Below are 19,930 nucleotides of genomic sequence, written 5' to 3'. Positions count from 1 at the left end.
GGTGGGGTTGTTCGACTACGGCTCGGGCAACCTGCACTCCGCGGCACGGGCGTTGGCGGCGGCCGGGGGCAGGGTCGTGCTGACCGGGGACATCCGGGAACTGGCGGGATGCGATGCGCTGGTGGTTCCCGGTGTCGGGGCCTACGCCGCCTGTATGGCGGGGCTGCGGGCGGCCGGGGGAGTGGAACTCCTGGCGGACTGGCTGCCCACCGGGAAACCACTGCTGGGTATCTGTGTGGGGCACCAGATCCTCTTCGAGGAGGGCACCGAACACGGCATCCGCACCCCCGGTTTCGGTCTCTGGCCGGGAACAGTGCAGCCCCTGGCGGCCCGCAGGCTCCCACACATGGGCTGGAACCGCGTCGAGGTTCCCCCGGGCAGCCGCCTGTTCGCCGGCATCGAGGACGAGCGGTTCTACTTCGTTCACAGCTACGCAGCGACCCGGATGTCGGGAACCGACGGCACCCTGGTGACCACCGCCACCCACGAGGTTCCCTTCGTTGCCGCCGTGGAACGCGGGAACGTCTGCTCCACCCAGTTCCATCCCGAGAAATCCGGGAGGGCCGGCGCCCGGTTGCTGCGCAACTGGCTGGATCCGCGAAACCCTCAGGCCGCCAGCTGATCCACCAGCTGAGGCAATCCGATGGCCGCGGTGGTGCACCAGTGCAGGTCGCAGTCCAGGCTGGTGGGATTCGGGTTGACCTCCACCACGAACGACCCAGCGCGTGCCGCCAGCCCCGGCAGGGCGGCTGCCGGGTAGACGATCGACGAGGTCCCCACCACCAGGGTCAGGTCGGCCCGCTGGGCGGCCTCCACGGACGCGTCGATGTCGGTCGCGTCCAAGGGTTCGCCGAAGAACACGATGCTAGGCCTGAGGTCACCCCCGCAGGATTCACACGGGGAGGGTGGGACGTGCAGGACCGGTTCCCTGGAGGCCATCGACAGGTCAGGCTGGCCGGGAAGACCGCAATCAATGCAGTGGAAACGGTCGAGCCTGCCGTGCAGGTGGGCGAGCACCGCTGAGCCAGCCCGCTCGTGGAGGTCGTCGATGTTCTGGGTGACGATGTCCACGCGCTGCAGCGGAAGCCCTTCGCCGATCAGACCCGCCCAGCGGGCCAGCGCCTCGTGCCCCGCGTTCGGGGAGGTGGAATTCACGATCCCGATGCGCCACAGGTACCAGGCCCACACCAGTTCGGGATCGGCGCGCCAGCCCTCCTCGGTGGCCATCGCCTCGGGGGAGTAGCGGGCCCACAGCCCGGCCGACTCGTCACGGAAGGTGGGAACCCCCGACTCCGCCGACATGCCCGCACCGGTCAACACCAGGACCCTGCGGGCGGAGCGTGCCCGTTCCAGCAACTCTGGGGGAAGCGGTTCCAGTTTCTGGTGGTTCATGTTCCCACTCTTGCACAGGACCCACGGCGCGTGGACCCGGTGGGCGGCAATGGGGACTGCCGATGGGAGCGGGGTGCAGGACCGGCATATGGTCGGCACCCGGTGAACCACCCCTATCGTGGGGTGGGAATATCCTGACCCGGTGAAAACCCTGGTGACCGGATTCGAACCCTTCGGCGGCTCCGACCGCAATCCCTCCGCGGAGCTGACCGCCAGGCTCGGGGCCGATGCGGTGACCGCGGTGCTGCCGGTGGAGTTCGAGGCGCTGCGGAAACTGGTTCCGGAGCTGTTGGCGGAGCATCAACCCACCCATGTGGTGTGCCTGGGACTGTCGGGCCGCGCAACGGGACTGACCCTGGAACGGGTGGCCGTCAACCTGATCGACGCCCGCATCCCGGACAACGCCGGGGAGCGTCCCGTGGATCTGCCCGTGGTTCCCGACGGCCCCGCCGCCCGGTTCGTCACCCTGCCCGTGAAGGCCATGTTGCGTGCCGTGCAGGAGACCGGGGTACCCGGGGAGCTGTCCCTCAGCGCCGGCAGCTACGCCTGCAACGCGCTGTTCTACCTGATGCTGCACGAGGCCGCCACCCTGCCCCGGGAACCCGGGCCGCGATGCGGTTTCATCCACGTCCCCCCGGAGGATGTCCTCGACCTCGACTCCCAGGAACGGGGCCTCAGAGCGGCCCTGGGACGCCTTGACGTTCCCGAGATCCACTTCGCTGACGGGGAACTCGACTAGGACCTCCTGGGCTTTTAACCCCTGCTGATGGTTCTCTGTCCCACAGGCCGGCTTCACGGTAGGGTTCGCGTCGTGGAAGCATTGCAGTTGTTGCCCGCCGTGGACGTCCAGGACGGCCAGGCCGTCCAACTCGTCCAAGGCGTGGCGGGCACCCAGAAGGAGTTCGGGGATCCGCTGTCCGCGGCCCTCAGATGGCAGGAGGAGGGGGCGTCCTGGATCCATCTGGTCGATCTCGACGCCGCCTTCGGGCGCGGCTCCAACGCCGACCTGCTCGCCGGGATCATCGGCAGGCTGGACGTGGATGTCGAACTCTCCGGGGGGATCCGGGACGACGTGTCCCTGGAGCGGGCCCTCGGCACCGGGTGCCGCAGGGTCAACATCGGCACCGCCGCGCTGGAACGGCCCCAGTGGTGCGAACGGATCATCGAAACCCACGGCGACCGCGTAGCCATCGGCCTGGACGTGCGTGGGGAGCGGCTCGCCGCCCGGGGCTGGACCACGCAGGGGGGGCCGTGGGTCGAGACCCTCGACCGGCTGGCGGCGGCCGGGTGCCGGCGTTTCGTAGTCACCGACGTCAACTCCGATGGCATGCTCACCGGACCGAACCTCGACCTGCTGGGCGATGTCTGTGCCCGCACCGACGCCGCCGTGATCGCATCCGGTGGCATCTCCACCCTGGACGATCTGCGTGCCCTGCGGGAGCTCACCCGTGACGGCGTGGAGGGGGCCATCGTCGGCACCGCCCTCTACCTCGGCAGATTCACCCTGGCCGAGGCCATCGAGGTCGCCGGCCCGCAGCAGATCGGAGAGGTGGCATGAGCCCCGCGCCACGCACCAGTTTCGGAGCCTCGGAGTCGACCCGTCTCCACACCCCGCCGCTGCTGACCGGACGGATCGCCGAACTGCTCGCGGGCAAGAAGATCGCCATGACCGGTGTCACCGGTTTCATCGGCGAACAGATGCTCTGGAAATTCCTCACCGAGTGCCCGGACACGACCACCGCAGTGCTGGTGCGCCGCAAGGGTTCCCTGTCCGCCACCCAACGGGTCGCCTCGCTGCTGAAGAAGAAAATCTTCAAGGATGTCGTCGCCGAGGCCGGTTCCGTCGAGGAACTGATGGCCGCGCGCGTCGATGTGATCGAGGGTGACCTCCCGGACGCCCCGGAACTGCCGCGCGACATCGACGTGCTGGTGCACTGCGCAGGGGACGTCTCCTTCGACCCGCCCATCGATGCGGCGTTCAAGACCAACGTGCTCGGCGTCAAGGCGCTGCTGAAACGATTCCGCGATTCCTGTTCCGACGAGAACGGCAACCTGGTGCGCGTCCCGCACTACGTCCACATCTCGACGGCCTACACGGCGGGGCGCCGCAGGGGACCGATCCCGGAGGCCGCCCATCCCCACGATGTGGACTACGAGGCCGAGACCCGGGCGGCGCTGGCGATGGCCGACATCGTCGAGGCCCGGTCCCGCACATCCGAGCAGCTGACGGCGCTGCGCAAGGAAGCAGAGAAACTGCACCGCCGCGCCGGGTACCTCACCACCAGCGAGGACACCGAACGGCGGCGGCTCGCCTGGGTGAAGAAGGAACTGGTGGCCGCGGGAACGGAACGGGCCCGTTCGCTGGGCTGGACCGACGTCTACACCTTCGCCAAGGCAATGGGTGAAGCGGTCGTCGCGGACCTGTGCCGCGACATGCAGGTCTCCATCGTCCGCCCGGCGATCGTGGAGTCGTCGTTGCGATACCCGTATCCGGGATGGATCGAGGGTTTCAAGATGGCCGACCCGATCATCCTGGCCTACGGGCGGGGGCAACTGCCCGAGTTCCCGGCCTCCCCGGACGCAGTGATCGACATCATCCCCTGCGACTACGTGGTCAACACCATCGTCGCGGTGTGCGCCACCCAGCCGAAGGTGGGGGAACCGGAGTTCTACCACTGCTCGTCGGGGGCAAGGAACCCCCTGACCTTCCGCGGCATCTACGAACACATCCGCTCCTACTTCTCCCGTCACCCGTACCGGGACGGGCAGGGATCCCACCAGCTGGCCACGTGGAACTTCCCCGGACCGGAACCGGTGGAACGCAAACTCTGGTTCGCGGAGAAGGGGGTCGCGATCGGCAATCGCCTGCTGAGTTTCGCCCCGCGCGGCAAGAAGACCCGTGCCGCCGCCCGGGCCCTCGACAAGACGGCCAAACAGCTGGACTTCCTCAACAGGTACCTGGGTCTCTACGGCGAATACCTCCAATCCGAACTGCACTTCGTCGACGACTGCACCCTGGCGCTGCACAACAGCCTCCACGAGGATGACCGCGAAACCTTCGGGTTCGACTCGGGCAACCTCGACTGGACCCACTACGTGGAGAACGTGCACGCCCCGGCGATCACGGACCCCGTGCGCCGCCTCGAGGCCGCCCGGCGCCGCCGCAAGGCCCATTCCGCCACCTACCGGAGCCTCAAACCCACCGAGCCCGGGACGGTGCTGGCCGCCTTCGACCTGGACGGCACGGTGATGACCACCAACGTCATCGAAACCTACCTGTGGCTGCGGCTCCCCGAGCTGTCCCTGACGCAGCGCGCGGGGGAGCTGATGAAGGTCGCCGCCCAGCTGCCCAATTACCTGGGGGCCGAACGCAAGGACCGCGGGGTTTTCCTGCGGCAGGTGTACCGCCGCTACGAAGGAGCCAGACTGGACGAGCTGGAACGTTTCGTCGACGAGCGGTTGACCCCGTTCGTGTTGGACCGGACCTCCCCCGAAGCGGTCCGGCGCATTCGCGAACACCGGGAGGCCGGGCACACCACGATCCTGCTCACCGGCGTCATCCGCCCCCTGACCAGGCCCTTCGAGGGGCTCTTCGACCACATCGTCGCCGCCGACCTGGCCACGGACGCGGACGGGGTGTGCACCGGTTTCCTGACCGGTCCCCCCATGGTGGGGGACTCCCGCGCCGCGTGGCTCACCCATTACGCGGGCCTCCACGGCATCGACCTGCCGGCCTCCTTCGCCTACGCCGACAGCCACGTCGACCTACCGATGCTGCGCACCGTCGGCAATCCCGTCGCGGTCAGCCCGGACATCGGCCTGATGCGTGCCGCCAAGGAATCCGGTTGGTCGATCATCGACTGGCCCTCCCACGCGCTGCAGCCCAGATGGAAGCTGCCGTCGTGACCCGTCCCGGTTTCGTCCTGAAGGTCGACGAACGCACCCCGCCGCTGCTGACCCTCGCAGGCGGCAACATCAGCCTGCGGCGTTTCCCCACCGGGACCGGCGTGATCTACCCGCCGCAGCCCGTGCCCTCCTCCGACCCCGTCGCGCTGGTGGAGGGGGCGTTCGCCAACCCCGTCGACAGCGCCCCCCTGGCTGGGCTGCTGCGCCCAGGGATGAAGCTGACCGTCGTGGTGGGAAACGTCGACCCGGTGCAACCCTGCATGCGGTTCGACATCAGACGCAGCATCGTCGAACGTGTCCTCGAACACGCCGCCAGGGCGCGGGTGGATGACGTCGCCATCGTGGTGGCCGGTGGTCTTGGACCCCGGTGGGGTGGTCAGGAAATCGTCGAGGCCCTCGGCGACCGGGTGGCCACTTCCTTCCTGCCCGAGGGCAGGATCACCAGCCACGACGTGACCTCGGAGGACCTGGTCACGGTGGCCACCCTGTCCGGGGAACCGGTAAAGATGAACGCGCGGATCGCGGAGTCGGACCTGGTGGTCTCGGTGGATGTCTGCCACGGCCCCGGGGAGCGAAGGCTGCTCGCGACCGGGACGACGGACCTCGCCACCATCAACCGGATCGGCGGGTTCGGTGGCGGCGAATCTGCGTGCCGGGAGGTCGCCGCGGCCATTCACAGGGCCATTCCCGTCTTCTCCGTCACCGCGGTGCTCGGGCAGCCCTACCTTGGGCGCCACCTGAGCTTCCTGAACCACTGCGAGTGGGAATGGCGGCTTCCGGAACAGGTCGCCTACGCCACTGCACGCCAGTTCGCCGCGCTCCTGCCCCGGCAGGGAACCCAGAAACTCTACGCGGCACCGCGCGCGGACTACGAGCTCTGCGACGTGGTCGGCGGCGATCCGGAGCAGGTGGCGAGCCGCGCCGCCGAGGTGTGGCGGGCGGCCAATGCCGTTGCTGCGCCACGCACCGGGATCCTGATGACCTCGGTGTGGGGAGGCGGCTTCGACCCGGGGGACCCCGTGGGCTCGCCCGTCAACGCAACCCACCAGGCGCTGCGCAACGCGGGAGCCGACGCGGAGCATTCCCTCCTGCGCGACGGCGGGATACTGATCGCCTTCCACCCGCTCAGCCGGGTCTTCCCGAACCGGACCCTCGCCCCGGCCGCCGATTTCTTCACCAAGGTGTTGCCCGCAACGAGGGAACCGGCCGAGATCCACGAACGATTCGAACGCCAGGCCTTGGCGGACGACTGGTACCTGAAGCTCTACCGCGACCACAACGCCTGGCATCCGCTGGCCGTCTTCCACACCTGGTACGGGATCCGCCGCGCCACCGAGCGGCTGGCCGACGTCATCTGGGTGGGGGCCGACCGGGAAACCACCGGCGTCCTCGGGCAGCGGGCCGCAACCACCCTGGACGACGCGCTCGAACTGGCCCGGCAGATCACCGGGGACCGGGAGGACGCCACCTACCTGCACGGGCCCGGACGGATCTTCGGGGAGCCGCGGTGATCACCTGGTTCTCGGACATGTTGGGGTTCGCCCGGACGGGGTTCGGGCTGGTTCGGCGCCGCCCGGCCGGCGCCCCGGAACCGGCGGGGCGGCGGCGTGACCGCCTGGCGCGCTCGGACCTGAGCGAGACCCCGGACCTGTTCAACCCCCTGACCTGGCGCCTGGAATACCAGGTGGCGGGGCTCGATTCGCTGCAGGGACTGGAGGGACCGGTCATCTTCGCCGTCAACGAGCAGGGGGTCCTCGACTGGCAGGTTCTGAGGGCCGTGCTCCCCGCGAGGCTGCGCACGACCAACCGGGGTGTCGGTCGCGCGCTGGCGAAGGGACGCAGCATCGTGGTCTTCTCGGAGCCCTCGCTCGTCGACGGCGGGGTGGGGGAGTTCACCACGCTGCCCGCGGAACTGGCGACCGAACACAAAGTGCCGATCATTCCCGTGGCGATCGTCGGGACCTTCAAACTGAACGAGGTGCTCAGGCTCGCCCTGCAACGCAGACCCCGGGTCTCCGTGCGTTTCGGCTCGCCCGTGTATGTTCGCGGCCAGTCGATCAAGGAGGCCACCGAGGTGGTGCAGGGCGCGGTCGGGGCGCTTTTCCACAGTGGGGAGCTCTCCTGGTGGGCGGTTCAGAGCCACGCCCCCATGGCAAGTGGCGAGCCCATGCCCCGCTGGCGCAGGCTCTGGCAGCAGACGGCGCCGCGTCCCGACCGGGGCCGCCGCATCTGGAAGAACAACGGGTGAGGGAGGAGCAGTGGAACTCTACATCGAGAACCATCTAACCTGGCGTCTCCTAACTCCCGACGACTGGGATGAGTTGCTCTCCCTGAGGGCCCAGCTGGAGGCCTTGGACGATCTCGTGCTGCCCGCCACCGATCGGGTGATCGAGGGAGCCGCGCAGACCATAACGGTCGGGGATGCCATCGGCGGCTGGGACTCCTACGGGAACCTGTCGGCCTTCGGATGGAACATCCCGGAACCGGGAAGCCATCCCGCGAAGGTTTTCCTGCTCGGCGGGGTTCATCCGACCCACAGGTACCAGGGAATCGGGCGGGCGCTGCTGGCCTGGCAGGAGGAACGGGCGCTCGCCTGGCGTGACGAACATCACCCCGGGGAACCGATCTGGCTCGGTTCCTACGTGGAGGCGGACCAGACCTGCCTGCGCCACCTGCTCTTGCAACGGGGTTTCCTGGCGGAACGCTACTTCTTCGACATGCACAGGGAACTGTTCGACCTGCCCAGGCCGCACGACATTCCCGGACTGGTCTTCGAGAACTTCACCCCGGAACGCAGCCACCAGGTGCTGCAGCTGCACAACTCGTGCTTCAGCGCCCGGATCGACGAAGACGCATGGGCGGAATCGCTGGCGAAGGGAACCTTCCGCGCCGACTGGTCATGGGTCGCGGTCAAGGGCGATGAGGTGGTCGGGTACTGCCTGTCGGGAACCGACGACGCGGCGGGACTGGACGGCGTGATGGAGGGGTGGTGCGACCGGCTGGGCGTGGCCAGGGCGCACCGGCACCAGGGGGTTGCCGAGGCCCTGCTGGCGCGGTCTTTGCGTTCGATGGCCGACTCGGGTTGTCCCGCCGCGGGGATCGGGGTGGACACCCGAAACCGTGCCGTCGCGGACTGGCTGCACCGGGTGCTGGGATACGAGGAACGCGACAGCGTGACCCTGTTGGGAAAGAGCATTCCGGCTGCTTGAGATAAGCTCGCTCAAGCAAAATTGACCTCTACCCGAAGGGCGGGATGCATGAGCGGACACTCCAAATGGGCGACGACCAAGCACAAGAAGGCGGTCATTGACGCCAAACGCGGCAAGTTGTTCGCCAAGCTGATCAAGAACGTGGAGGTGGCGGCCCGGTTGGGCGGCGGGGATCCGAGCGGCAACCCGACGCTCTACGACGCCATTCAGAAGGCCAAGAAGTCCAGCGTCCCCAACGACAACATCGACCGTGCGGTGAAACGCGGCTCCGGTGCCATATCCGGTGGCGCCGACTACGAGACGATCATGTACGAGGCCTACGGGCCCTCCGGGATCGCGATCCTGATCGAATGCCTGACCGACAACCGGAACCGCTCCGCCTCGGACGTGCGTGTCGCGGTCACCCGCAATGGCGGCACCATGGCCGATGTCGGGTCGGTGCAGCGCCTGTTCGCCCGCAAGGGGGTCGTCGTGGTTCCCAAACAGCAGGAGGACAGGGAGGTCACGGAGGACGACCTGCTCGAGGCCGCCCTGGAGGTGGGTCTCGAAGAGGTCAATGACGAGGACGAGGCCTGGGAGGTGGTCTGCGATCCCGGCGACATCGTGGAGGTCCGCAAGGCCATTGAGGCGGCGGGGTTCGACTACGACTCCTCGGAGGTGCAGTTCGTCGCATCCTTCGACCAGGAGGTCGACACCGTGGAGCTCGCCCAGAAGATCTTCCGCATCATCGACGCCCTCGAGGACTCCGACGACGTGCAGAACGTCTTCACCAACCTGGACCTCACCCCGGAGGTGGCGGCGGCCCTCGAATCCGAGGATTGATCGTCTATAATCCGAACTGATGTTCGAGAAAAAGCGCATTCTGGGGATTGATCCCGGCCTCACCCGCTGCGGTATCGGCGTGGTGGAAGGCGCCGTGGGGCGTCCCCCCGTCTTCATCGCGGTCGGGGTCGTGCGCACCAGCCCGGACCTGGACGTGGCCCACCGGCTGCTCCAGGTGGAGGCCGGACTCGAACGGTGGTTCACCGAACACACCCCCGACGTGGTGGCCATCGAACGCGTGTTCGCCCAGCACAACACGACATCCGTGATCGACACGGCGCAGGCCGCGGGGGTCGCCGCCCTGGTCGCGGCCCGGCGCGGGCTTCCCGTCACGTTCCACACCCCGAGCGAGGTCAAGGCCGCCGTCACCGGCTCGGGACGGGCCGACAAGTCCCAGGTGACCGCCATGGTCACCACGATCCTGAGGCTCGACGCGCCTCCCAGGCCGGCGGACGCGGCCGATGCCCTGGCCCTGGCCGTCTGTCATGCCTGGCGGGGCGGCCACACCAATCGATATGCGGCGCTGGTCGCGGCCGCGAGAGGAAAACGATGATTTCCCAGCTGACGGGTACCGTGACGGCCGCGGGGGCCGCCTGGTTCGTGATCGATGTCTCGGGGGTGGGTTTCCGCGGGCACTGCACACCGGCCACGGCCGCCGCGCTGCGCCCGGGGGAGACGAGAACCATCCACACCTCCCTGGTCGTGCGAGAGGATTCGCTGACGCTGTTCGGTTTCGGCAGCGATGCCGAGCGGGAGGCCTTCGAACTGGTGCAGAGCGCATCGGGGGTCGGGCCCAGGCTCGCCCTGGCCATCTGCTCCGTGCTGTCACCGGGAGACCTGAAACGGGCAATCCTCGCAGGTGACCTGCGTGCCTTGTGCCGGGTGCCCGGGATCGGTAACAAGAGCGCCCAGAAACTGGTGCTGGAGCTCAAGGACAAGGCCGGTCTGCTCGCCCTGGGGGATGCGGAACCGGAGACCACGAGCCCCGGGGTGGCGAACGAATCGTGGCGTGACCAGGTCGTGGAGGGTCTCCAAGGGCTCGGCTGGTCCGCCAAGGAGGCCGGGACCGCGTGCGATGCCGTCGCGGAGTTGGCTGAGGAGGGCGCCGGTGTCGCCCAACTGATGAGGGCGGCCCTCGGATCGCTGGCGAGACGCTGAGGAGGAGACCGTGGATTTCTCTGAGGTGGATCCCGTCGGCCGCGCCGAGGAGAAGGACTTCGAGGCTGCCCTGCGGCCCAAGCGCCTGAGCGAGTTCGAGGGGCAGCCCCGGGTCCGCGACCAGCTCGGTCTGGTCCTGGCCGCGGCCAGGCACCGGGGCAGCAGCCCGGACCACGTGCTGCTGTCCGGCCCTCCGGGACTGGGGAAGACCACCTTGGCGATGATCATCGCCGCGGAGCTCGGAGTGAACCTGCGCATCTCGTCCGGCCCCGCGATCCAGCACGCGGGTGACCTGGCGGCGATACTCTCGGGCCTCGACGAGGGGGATGTGCTGTTCTTCGACGAGATCCACCGGCTCGCCCGCCCCGCCGAGGAGATGCTCTACCTCGCCATGGAGGACTTCAGGGTCGATGTGGTGGTCGGCAAGGGACCGGGTGCGACTGCCATTCCGATAGACCTGCCCGCCTTCACCCTGGTCGGGGCCACCACCCGGGCGGGTCTGCTGCCGGGGCCGTTGCGGGACCGGTTCGGTTTCACCGCGCAGCTGGAGTTCTACGAGGCCGCCGATCTGGCCGGCATCGTCGCGGCTTCGGCCACGAAACTGGGGATCCGGTTGAAGGAGGTGGCCGCCAAGGAGATCGCGGACCGGTCCCGCGGCACCCCCCGGATCGCGAACCGGCTGCTGCGCCGGGTCCGGGACTACGCCCAGGTGGGGGGACACCGGGAGGTGGAACTCGAACACGCCCGGGCCGCCCTGGAACTCTACGAGGTCGACGAACGTGGCCTGGACCGGCTCGACAGGGGAGTGCTGCGCAACCTGTGCACCCTGTTCAACGGAGGTCCCGTCGGCCTGTCCACCCTGGCGCTCAGCGTGGGGGAGGAAACCGAGACCGTCTCCGAGGTGGCCGAGCCCTTCCTGATCCGTGAGGGCCTGATGATGCGCACCCCGCGTGGCCGGATCGCCACCGCCGCGGGTTGGCGGCATCTCGGTCTGCGTCCTCCGGCCGGTGAGCCTTCGTTGTTCGAGTGAGCTATCCTGACCCACGGCAAACCCGCCAACCGCCTCGTTAAGGAATGAACAGATGGAAATGCTCCTTATGCTCGTCGTTTTCGTGGGCGCTGCATATTTCTTGATGATCCGGCCCCAGCAGAAGCGCATGCGCGAGCATCAGTCCCAGATCGACGCGCTGCAGCCCGGAGCCCGCGTCATTCTCAGCTCCGGTGTTTTCGCCACCCTTTCCCACGTCGCCGACACGCAGGCGATCGTGGAGTTGGCTCCCGGTGTCGAGGTGACCATCCTCAAGCAGGCCATTGCACGCGTCGCGAAGGACGATGAGGAAGAGTTCGAATTCACCGATGAGGTGGAGGAGACCACCAAGGGTGAGGAGAACGAGGAGAGCGTGGACGGTGCTGATCCCTCCGAGCCGGAGGACACCGCCGCGACCGAAGAGCCCGTTTCCGAGAAACACTGAATCGAGCCCGTATGGCAACGGTATCCCGTAAACCCCGGCCCGGTTTGAGGCTGTTCATCTTCCTGCTCGCCATCGGCGCGATGTTCGGGATCATGGCATCCGCAGGCACCTGGTCCCCGAAACTCGGTCTCGACCTGCAAGGTGGCATGACCATCACCCTGACCGCGACGAACTCGACGGTCGAAAAGGACTCGCTTGAGCTGGCCAAGAACATCATCCAGAAGCGTGTCGACGGGCTGGGAATCGGCGAGGCCTCGGTGACCACCTCGGGTGACAGGCACATCGTCGTCTCCGCTCCCAACGTCCAGCGCGACGACATGGTGAAGCTGATCGGCAGCACCGCCCAGCTGACCTTCCGTCCCGTGCTCCGCACCGGTCATGTTGGACAGCAGAACACCGATCCCAACCTGCCGGGCCTGCCCACCCCCACCCCGGAACCGGGCGAGGTCGGGAACATCCTGAGCGTCGAAGAGGTCCTGGGCTACGAAGCCACGGAGCAGGACACCAACGCGTTCAACGAGTTCAAGTGCAACGACAAGATCGAGGCCCGACTGGACAGGACCACGGTGGGTTGCGACCCGACGGGCCAGATGAAGTACCTCCTCGGACCCGCGGCCATCATCGGTGAGCGCGTCGTCAGGGCCAGTTCCGGGATTCCGCAGGGGCAGGTTTCCCACGTGGTCACCCTCGAGTTCGACGAGGCGGGTACCAGCACGTTCAGCCAGATGACCACGGCCATGGTCTCCAAACAGGCACCCGCCAACCAGTTCGCGGTGGTGCTCGACGGCGTGGTTCAGTCCGCGCCGCGGGTCCAGACCGCAATCACCAACGGCCAGGCCCAGATCACCGGCAACTTCACCGCGGAGTCCGCGGCCGAACTGGCGAACATCCTGAAATTCGGTGCGCTGCCCCTCAACTTCGAACCCTCCCAGGTGGAGACGGTGTCTCCCACGCTCGGCGGTGAACAGCTCCGCATCGGGCTGCTCGCAGGCGGCATCGGTCTCGCACTCGTGATCCTGTACTGCCTCGCCTACTACCGTGGGCTGGGGCTCGTGGTGATCGGCTCCCTCGGTGTGGCCGCGCTCGCGACCTACGCATCCATGGTGGTGCTCGGCGAGGCCATGGGATTCACCCTGAACCTCCCGGCCATCGCCGGTGCGATCGTGGCGATCGGCGTTACGGCTGACTCCTTCGTGATCTACTTCGAGCGCATCCGTGACGAGATACGCGACGGGCGAAGTCTCAGATCCGCCCTGACGACGGGCTGGGTCAAGGCCAGACCGACGATCCTGGTTGCGGACATGGTCTCGATCCTTTCCGCAATCGTCCTGTTCATCCTCGCGGTCGGCGGCGTGAAAGGTTTCGCCTTCGCCCTCGGCCTGACCACCCTGCTCGACCTGGCGGTCTGTTTCTTCTTCACCAAACCCCTCGTGCAGCTGCTGGGCCGCACGAAGTTCTTCGGTGAGGGGCACCGGCTCTCCGGGCTCGACGCCAGCCACATGGGCGTCAGCCGGGAATCCCTGCTGGGCCGTCGCAGCCGCCGCACCCACCGCGCCAAGGAGGCCTGATGTCCACCAAACACGGGCTCGCCCACCGTTTCTACACGGGTCAGATCTCCTACGACTTCGTCGGCCACAAGAAGTTCTGGTACACGTTCTCGGCCGTGGTGCTCGCCATCTGTTTCCTGGCGGTGGGTTTCAAGGGTTTGGCGCTCGGCATCGACTTCCGGGGTGGAACCGACTTCCAGGTCGCGCTTCCCGTCACCGAGACCACCGTGGACGACGTACGCACCAAGGTGGCCGGTTTCGAGGTCAAGAACCTGGAGGCCCAGGTCTTCTCCCTCGGGGAGAGCGCCGTGCGGATCCAGACGCGCTCCCTCGACCCCGAGGAGACCGTCTCGGTTCGCGCCGCCATCGCCGAACTGGCAGACGCGAAACCCGAGGACGTCACCTACACCGCGATCGGTGCCTCGTGGGGTGAGCAGATCTCCCGCCAGGCCCTGATAGCCCTGGGGGTGTTCATCGCGCTCGTCATGGTGCTGATCGGTTTCTGGTTCCGCAACTGGAAGATGTCCTTGGCGGCCGTCATAGCCCTGGCACACGACCTGGTGGTGACCGTCGGAATCTATGCCCTGAGCAGTTTCACGGTCACGCCGGCGACCGTCATCGGTGTTTTGACCATCCTCGGCTACTCGCTCTACGACACAGTGGTGGTTTTCGACCGGGTCTCGGAGAACACCAAGAACCTGAAGGAGAGCAGGAAGACCTACGGGGAGGCCGCCAACCTGGCCATCAACCAGGTGCTGATCCGGTCCCTGAACACGACCCTGATCGGGATCCTGCCGGTCACGGCTCTGCTGATCGGCGGCGCCATGCTCCACAGCGGCCCCCTCGCCGATCTCGGCCTGGCGCTGTTCATCGGCATGATCGCCGGCGCCTACTCCTCCATCTTCATCGCCACCCCGCTGCTGGTGCAGATGAAGGAACGGGAACCCGACCAGATCGCCCACCGCGCATCGCTGGCCCGCAAGGCCGAACGTGCGGCCGCCAAGGCCGAACGCAGACCTTCCGGGAAGACAGCCGGCGACGAGGAGGAAGCATCGGAGACCGAGACCGTCGTCTCCTCGGGAACGCGCAGGCAACAGCGCAGCAACCTGTCGCGCGAGCAGAGGAAGCGTCAGAGGCGATGAACCTGATTTCCTCCCTGATCGCGGACGTCCCGGACTGGCCCAAACCCGGGGTGGTCTTCAAGGACATCACCCCGCTGCTGGCCTCCCCCGAGGGTTTCCGGCAGGCGGTTGACGCCATCGTGGCGTCGGCCCCCGAGGCAATTGACGTGGTGGTCGGAATGGAGGCCAGGGGATTCATCTTCGCCGCCCCCGTCGCCCTGGCCCTCGGGGCCGGTTTCGTGCCGGTCCGCAAACCCGGGAAGCTACCGCGTCCCGTGTTGAGCGAGTCCTTCGACCTCGAATACGGCACCGCGACCCTGACCATGCACGCGGACGCCCTCGTCACGGGGGCGCGCGTGCTCGTGGTGGACGACGTGCTCGCCACCGGCGGCACCGTCGCGGCCACGGCAGCTTTGTTGAAACGGCTCGGCGCTGAACTCGTGCACGTGAGCGTGCTCCTCGAGCTCACCGCCCTCGGGGGCAGGCAACGGCTCGCCGGTCAGGGCATCAGCAGTTGTTCGGCGGTTCTGACGAGCTAGGGCCGTGGGTAGGCTGAGGAAGCGGGTCCCCAAGGGGTATGCCACCTCGATGGTGAGCATGCCCCGTCCACAGGTGCGGCCGCTGCGCGAACTCGGGAAACGCGGGTTGTTGGCGCTCGTGCTGTTGATGATCAGCACCCTCGTCGTCTGGTTGGACCGCGACTCCTACGTCGACAACATCCGCGATGACGGGGTCAGTTTCATCGACGCCCTGTACTACTCGACGGTCACCATGACCACCACGGGCTACGGCGACATCACCCCCCTCGCCCCACACGCCCGGCTCCTGAACGCGATCCTCATCACCCCGATGCGCGTCGGCTTCCTGGTGCTGTTGGTCGGCACCACCATCGCCGTGCTGGCTGACGAGGGCAGCCGCGCCATCCGTGACCTGCAGTGGAGGCAGAAAATGCGCAACCACGTCGTCGTGATCGGCTACGGCACGAAGGGCCGCAGCGCAATCAACACCCTTCGTCGCCACGGGGAACCGGACGACCGGATCGTCGTCATCGACAGCAATGACGTCGCGGTGAACGAGGCCAACCTCGACGGGCTGGCCGCCTTCCTGGGGGATGCGACACGCCGCGATCTGCTGCGGCGGGCCGAGGTGTCCAAGGCCCGGAAGATCATCATCTGCCTGTCCCGCGACGACGCCGCCATCCTCACCACACTCACCGCCAGGCAGCTCAACCCCGGGGCCAGCATCATCGTCAGCGTCCGCGAGAAGGACAACGTCGCCCTGGTCCGCCAGTCCGGGGCCACATCCGTGGTGACCTCGTCGGACACGGTGGGGCGCCTGCTGGGCCTGTCGGCGGTCGGTCCGGAACTCGGCGCCATCATCCAGGACCTGCTGACCGCCGGGACGGGCCTCGAGGTCCAACAGAGGCAGGCAAGACCCAGCGAGGTGGGGCAGTCCCCGAACGATGTCAAGGGGGAGCAGGTGATCGGAATCATCCGCAACGGCACGCTGCGGCGTTTCTACGATTCCACGGCCTCCAGGATCCAAACCGGTGATCAACTGATCGTCGTGCGTCGCGCGGAACGACCCGAGCTGCGAGACACCGATGACTGACTCAGGTATCTGCTCCAATAGCACTAAACTTTCACCATGGCTGAGCAGGTGACGCAACAAGGAGCATTGCAACGCCTGACCAGCGGACCGGAGCAACCGCGACTGCGAATGCGGCATCGCTTGGCCCGGCTCGGGGCGGTCAGGCCCCGTTCCGCCGTGCTCGATCCCTTGTTCAAGATCATCAAGGCCAGCCACCCGAAAGCCGATCTGTCACTGATCGAACGCGCCTACCGCACTGCGGAACAGCTGCACCGGGGGCAGAAACGCAAATCCGGGGATCCCTACATCACCCACCCGCTGGCGGTGGCCACCATCCTCGCAGAGCTGGGCATGACCGAACCCGTACTGGTCGCCGCTCTGCTGCACGACACCGTCGAGGACACCGACTACACCCTCGATCAGCTGCGTGAGGAGTTCACCGACGAAGTGGCCCGGATGGTCGATGGGGTCACGAAACTGGACAAGGTGACCTACGGGGAAACCGCCAAGGCGGAGACCATCCGGAAGATGATCATGGCCACCTCCGAGGAGGTGCGGGTCCTGGTGATCAAACTCGCGGACCGTCTCCACAACATGCGGACCATCGGTTTCCTCCGCCCCGACAAACAGGTCAGGATCGCCACGGAGACCCTCAACATCTTCGCTCCGCTGGCCCATCGGCTGGGCATGAACACCGTGAAGTGGGAACTGGAGGATCTGTCCTTCCAGGCCATCGAACCCAAGGTCTACTCGGAGATCGCGGATCTGGTGGCGCAGCAGGCGCCGGGACGGGAACGCTACCTGCGGGACCTGATCGCGCAGTTCAAGCAGCTGATGGCGGACAACAAGATCAAGGCGACCATCTACGGCCGCCCCAAACACTTCTACTCGATCTACCAGAAGATGATGGTCCGGGGCCGTGACTTCGCCGACATCTACGACCTCATCGGGTTGCGGGTGCTGGTCGACAACGTGCGGGACTGCTACGGCGTGCTCGGGGTTGCGCACTCCAAGTGGAAGCCGATCCCGGGCCGGTTCAAGGACTACATCGCGAACCCCAAGTTCAACATGTACCAGTCCCTGCACACCACCGTGCTCGGGGACCGGGGAGAACCCGTCGAGCTGCAGATCCGCACCCACGAGATGCACCGCCGGGCCGAGTACGGCGTCGCAGCGCACTGGAAGTACAAGGAGAACCTGCGCGACGGGGTCACCCCCGAGGAAGCCGGGTTGCGTGCCATGCACCAGCTCGGTGTGATGAGCAAGGAAACCGAGGACCCCACGGAGTTCCTCGACTCGGTGCTGTTCGAGATCAACTCCGACGAGATCTACGTTTTCACCCCCAAGGGTGAGGTGAACGCCCTCCCGGTCGGGGCGACCCCGGTCGACTTCGCCTTCTCGGTGCACACGGAGGTCGGGTACCACTGCATCGGTGCCCGGGTGAACGGCCGTCTGGTGGCGTTGTCGACAAAACTCGTCCAGGGCGACAAGGTGGAGATTCTCACCTCGAAATCCCCGAACGCCGGTCCGAGCCGCGACTGGCTCGGGTTCGTCGCCACCAGCAGGGCCCGCCAGAAGATCAAGCAGTACTTCTCCCGGGAGCGGCGCGACGAGGCGATCGAGGACGGCAAGGAGATGCTGGCCAGGCAGCTTCGGCGCACCGGGTTGCCGATGCAGCGTCTCCTCACGTTGGAGAACCTCACCGCCGTCGCCAACGAGCTGCGCCACGCGGATGTCTCCAGCCTCTACAAGGCGATAGGGGAGGGGCAGGTCGGTGCCCGGTCCGTGGTCACCCATCTGATAGAACTCGTCGGGGGTGAGGACGAGGCCGTCGACACCATCACGGAGGACGAGGGGGTGCGCAACTCCCGGAGGCGTCCCCGGGCGACCACGGAACCCCGCGTGCTGGTGGACGGCGACTCGACCATGGCCGTGAAACTGGCGCGCTGCTGCCATCCCATCCCGGGGGATGAGATCACGGGTTTCGTCACCCGGACCGACGGGGTCTCGGTGCACCGCGGCGACTGCACGAACGTTCCCGCGCTGCAGGAAACCCCTGAGCGCCTGGTGAAGGTCGCCTGGGACAAAGCGGAGGGCGGGCAGTTCCCAGTCACGATCCAGGTCGAGGGCATCGACCGGGCGGGGCTGCTCGCTGACGTCAGCAGGGTGATCTCGGACCTGCACGTCGACATTCTCGAGGCCACGCTGACCTCGGGTCGCAACAAGAAGTTCTCCGGGCGGCTCACCTTCGAGTCCCCGGACCCCAGGCACCTGAACCACGTCCTGAAGCAGGTGCGCCGGGTTCCCGGGGTCTACGACGCCTTCCGCACGAATTCCTGACCCGGAACACCGGTTCCGGTGCTTCCCCGTGCCCGGGGAGACACCAGAACCGGCATCCGCTCACGCGTCCTGGAAGTCCTGGAGGGTTTGCTTGGCCTGGTCCAGCCAGGAGGCGTAGGTCTCCAGTGATTTGCGCACGTCCTTGGCCTTGCGGGAATCACCCGCCTCCTCCGCCGCTGCAAGGTCCCCGGTGAGTTTGTCCACCTGCGACTGGAACAAGGCGACGGTGTCCTCGGCGCGTTTGCGGGCCTCCGGGTCGGTGCGGCGCCAACGCTCGGCCTCCAACTCGCCGACCTGGTCGGAGAGTTTCCTGACCCGCGAATCGAGGTCCCGCATGGCCGCCCGGGGCACGTGCCCGATCTCGGAGAACTTGGAGAGGAACTCGCGAAGCGTGTTCTTGGCGTTGTTGACATCCGTCACGCCGGCGAGGTCTCGTTCCGCCTGCTCGAGGAGCGCGGTCTTCGCCGCGAGGTTCTCGGCCTGCTCACCGTCCACGGCGTGCTGGGCAGCGGAACGGGCGTTGAAGAACTGGTCCTGCAGGGCGTGGAACCTGGCCCACAGCGACTCGTCATCGGCCCTCCGCGCGGATCCGGCGGCCCTCCAACGGGCCATCAGGTCACGGAAAGCACCCGCAGTGGGGCCCCAGTCGGTGGATTCGGCCAGCGGGGTGGCCTCTTCGATGATCTGCTCCTTCAGGCGTTTCGCCTCGTCGCGCCGGGCGTTCAGTTCGGAGAAATGGGCCTTGCGGCGGCGCGTGTACTGGGTGCGGGCCGAACTGAAGCGGTGCCAGAGTTCGTTGTCGGTGGTGCGGTCGACGCGGGGAAGGGCCTTCCACTCCTCCAGGAGTTCCCGGAACCGGTCGACACCGTGGCGCCAGTCGTTGCCGCTCGCCAGGGACTCGGCCTCGTCCACCATCGCCTGCTTGGCGGCTATGGTGTTCGCGTTCTGTTCCGCACGAGCCGCCTTGCGTGCCTCGATCTGCGCCGGGAGCAACTCCTCAAGAGTATCCAGCCGGGCCGTGAGGGCCGCGAGATCACCGACGGCGTTGGCCTCCGTGACGTTTGTGCGGGCGGTGGCGATGGCCTTGCGCGCCTCCTCGGGGGACATGGTCTGGGTTTCCACGCGGGAAACGAGCAACGTCACCTCTGCGGCCAGGTTCTCGTAGCGCCGCGTGTAGAACGCCAGGGCTTCCTCGGGGGTGGAGTCGGGGATCTGCCCGACACTTCTTTCTGTGTCACCGACACGGACGTAGACGGTGCCGTCGGGATCGACGCGACCGAAGTCCGAGGGCGCTTGCTGTTGGCTCATGCACACAATCTAGCGGGCAAACCCGTCAGGGGACAGATTGGGTGTGAGGTTCCGTGGCGCCTCCC

Annotated in this window: 19 protein-coding genes; 17 read left to right on the top strand and 2 right to left on the bottom strand. The window is 67.2% G+C overall.

All coding sequences use genetic code 11. The annotated features are described in order from the left end of the window. The first annotated feature begins 1 nt into the window (after window position 1). Window positions 2–622, top strand: coding sequence for an imidazole glycerol phosphate synthase subunit HisH (gene hisH / locus ACO6D6_RS03280; RefSeq protein WP_484783199.1), 621 nt, complete (start codon window positions 2–4; stop codon window positions 620–622). On the opposite strand, the gene ACO6D6_RS03275 is transcribed toward hisH, so the two are convergent. Next, entirely contained in the window at window positions 607–1,392 is a 786-nt protein-coding gene (locus tag ACO6D6_RS03275; protein ID WP_484783197.1) for an SIR2 family NAD-dependent protein deacylase, read from the bottom strand. The two genes, hisH and ACO6D6_RS03275, sit on opposite strands and share 16 nt — an antisense overlap. 142 nt (window positions 1,393–1,534) lie before the next feature. Between ACO6D6_RS03275 and ACO6D6_RS03270 the strand changes: the two genes are divergently transcribed. From ACO6D6_RS03270 to ACO6D6_RS03195, 16 genes are all read left to right on the top strand, one after another. Further along, complete coding sequence (locus tag ACO6D6_RS03270) at window positions 1,535–2,131, top strand: pyroglutamyl-peptidase I (RefSeq protein ID WP_484783195.1); 597 nt, start codon at window positions 1,535–1,537, stop codon at window positions 2,129–2,131. Window positions 2,132–2,158: 27 nt separating this feature from the next. After that, window positions 2,159–2,950: a bifunctional 1-(5-phosphoribosyl)-5-((5-phosphoribosylamino)methylideneamino)imidazole-4-carboxamide isomerase/phosphoribosylanthranilate isomerase PriA gene (gene priA / locus ACO6D6_RS03265; protein ID WP_484783193.1), complete on the top strand. Its 792-nt coding sequence runs from the start codon at window positions 2,159–2,161 to the stop codon at window positions 2,948–2,950. Continuing rightward, a complete protein-coding gene (locus tag ACO6D6_RS03260; RefSeq protein ID WP_484783191.1) occupies window positions 2,947–5,298 on the top strand; it encodes an SDR family oxidoreductase in 2,352 nt (783 codons plus the stop codon). Before priA ends, ACO6D6_RS03260 begins: the two co-directional genes overlap by 4 nt. Next, window positions 5,280–6,809 (top strand): lactate racemase domain-containing protein, encoded by a 1,530-nt coding sequence (locus ACO6D6_RS03255; RefSeq protein ID WP_484783189.1) that lies wholly within the window; start codon window positions 5,280–5,282, stop codon window positions 6,807–6,809. Before ACO6D6_RS03260 ends, ACO6D6_RS03255 begins: the two co-directional genes overlap by 19 nt. Continuing rightward, window positions 6,806–7,546 carry a lysophospholipid acyltransferase family protein gene (locus ACO6D6_RS03250; RefSeq protein WP_484783188.1) on the top strand — a complete coding sequence of 247 codons (741 nt, stop codon included), beginning with the start codon at window positions 6,806–6,808 and terminating at the stop codon, window positions 7,544–7,546. Before ACO6D6_RS03255 ends, ACO6D6_RS03250 begins: the two co-directional genes overlap by 4 nt. A gap of 10 nt (window positions 7,547–7,556) precedes the next feature. Further along, window positions 7,557–8,507: a GNAT family N-acetyltransferase gene (locus ACO6D6_RS03245; protein WP_484783186.1), complete on the top strand. Its 951-nt coding sequence runs from the start codon at window positions 7,557–7,559 to the stop codon at window positions 8,505–8,507. Window positions 8,508–8,555: 48 nt separating this feature from the next. Beyond that, window positions 8,556–9,329 carry a YebC/PmpR family DNA-binding transcriptional regulator gene (locus ACO6D6_RS03240; protein WP_484783184.1) on the top strand — a complete coding sequence of 258 codons (774 nt, stop codon included), beginning with the start codon at window positions 8,556–8,558 and terminating at the stop codon, window positions 9,327–9,329. Window positions 9,330–9,369: 40 nt separating this feature from the next. Beyond that, entirely contained in the window at window positions 9,370–9,882 is a 513-nt protein-coding gene (ruvC, locus tag ACO6D6_RS03235; RefSeq protein WP_484783414.1) for a crossover junction endodeoxyribonuclease RuvC, read from the top strand. After that, window positions 9,879–10,487 (top strand): Holliday junction branch migration protein RuvA, encoded by a 609-nt coding sequence (gene ruvA, locus ACO6D6_RS03230; RefSeq protein WP_484783183.1) that lies wholly within the window; start codon window positions 9,879–9,881, stop codon window positions 10,485–10,487. The genes ruvC and ruvA overlap by 4 nt, the downstream gene beginning before the upstream one ends. Window positions 10,488–10,497: 10 nt before the next feature. Beyond that, window positions 10,498–11,517: a Holliday junction branch migration DNA helicase RuvB gene (gene ruvB / locus ACO6D6_RS03225; RefSeq protein WP_484783182.1), complete on the top strand. Its 1,020-nt coding sequence runs from the start codon at window positions 10,498–10,500 to the stop codon at window positions 11,515–11,517. 52 nt (window positions 11,518–11,569) lie between these two features. Next, the gene (yajC, locus tag ACO6D6_RS03220) at window positions 11,570–11,959 is read left to right on the top strand and encodes a preprotein translocase subunit YajC (protein ID WP_484783181.1); all 390 of its coding nucleotides are present in this window, start codon (window positions 11,570–11,572) and stop codon (window positions 11,957–11,959) included. Between the two features lie 80 nt (window positions 11,960–12,039). Next, window positions 12,040–13,527 (top strand): protein translocase subunit SecD, encoded by a 1,488-nt coding sequence (gene secD / locus ACO6D6_RS03215; protein ID WP_484783412.1) that lies wholly within the window; start codon window positions 12,040–12,042, stop codon window positions 13,525–13,527. Next, window positions 13,527–14,648: a protein translocase subunit SecF gene (gene secF / locus ACO6D6_RS03210; protein WP_484783180.1), complete on the top strand. Its 1,122-nt coding sequence runs from the start codon at window positions 13,527–13,529 to the stop codon at window positions 14,646–14,648. The genes secD and secF overlap by 1 nt, the downstream gene beginning before the upstream one ends. Then, on the top strand, window positions 14,645–15,166 hold the full coding sequence (locus ACO6D6_RS03205) for an adenine phosphoribosyltransferase (RefSeq protein ID WP_484783179.1): 522 nt from the start codon (window positions 14,645–14,647) through the stop codon (window positions 15,164–15,166). Before secF ends, ACO6D6_RS03205 begins: the two co-directional genes overlap by 4 nt. Window positions 15,167–15,215: 49 nt before the next feature. Beyond that, on the top strand, window positions 15,216–16,238 hold the full coding sequence (locus ACO6D6_RS03200) for a potassium channel family protein (protein WP_484783178.1): 1,023 nt from the start codon (window positions 15,216–15,218) through the stop codon (window positions 16,236–16,238). A 36-nt stretch (window positions 16,239–16,274) separates the two neighbouring features. Further along, a complete protein-coding gene (locus ACO6D6_RS03195; RefSeq protein ID WP_484783176.1) occupies window positions 16,275–18,557 on the top strand; it encodes a RelA/SpoT family protein in 2,283 nt (760 codons plus the stop codon). A 60-nt stretch (window positions 18,558–18,617) separates the two neighbouring features. Here the strand turns inward: ACO6D6_RS03195 and ACO6D6_RS03190 are convergent, their stop codons facing one another. After that, complete coding sequence (locus ACO6D6_RS03190; protein WP_484783174.1) at window positions 18,618–19,865, bottom strand: DUF349 domain-containing protein; 1,248 nt, start codon at window positions 19,863–19,865, stop codon at window positions 18,618–18,620. Window positions 19,866–19,930: the final 65 nt, after the last annotated feature.

This window comes from Arachnia sp. (genome assembly GCF_057238465.1).
This window is presented reverse-complemented; position numbering and strand designations above follow the sequence as displayed.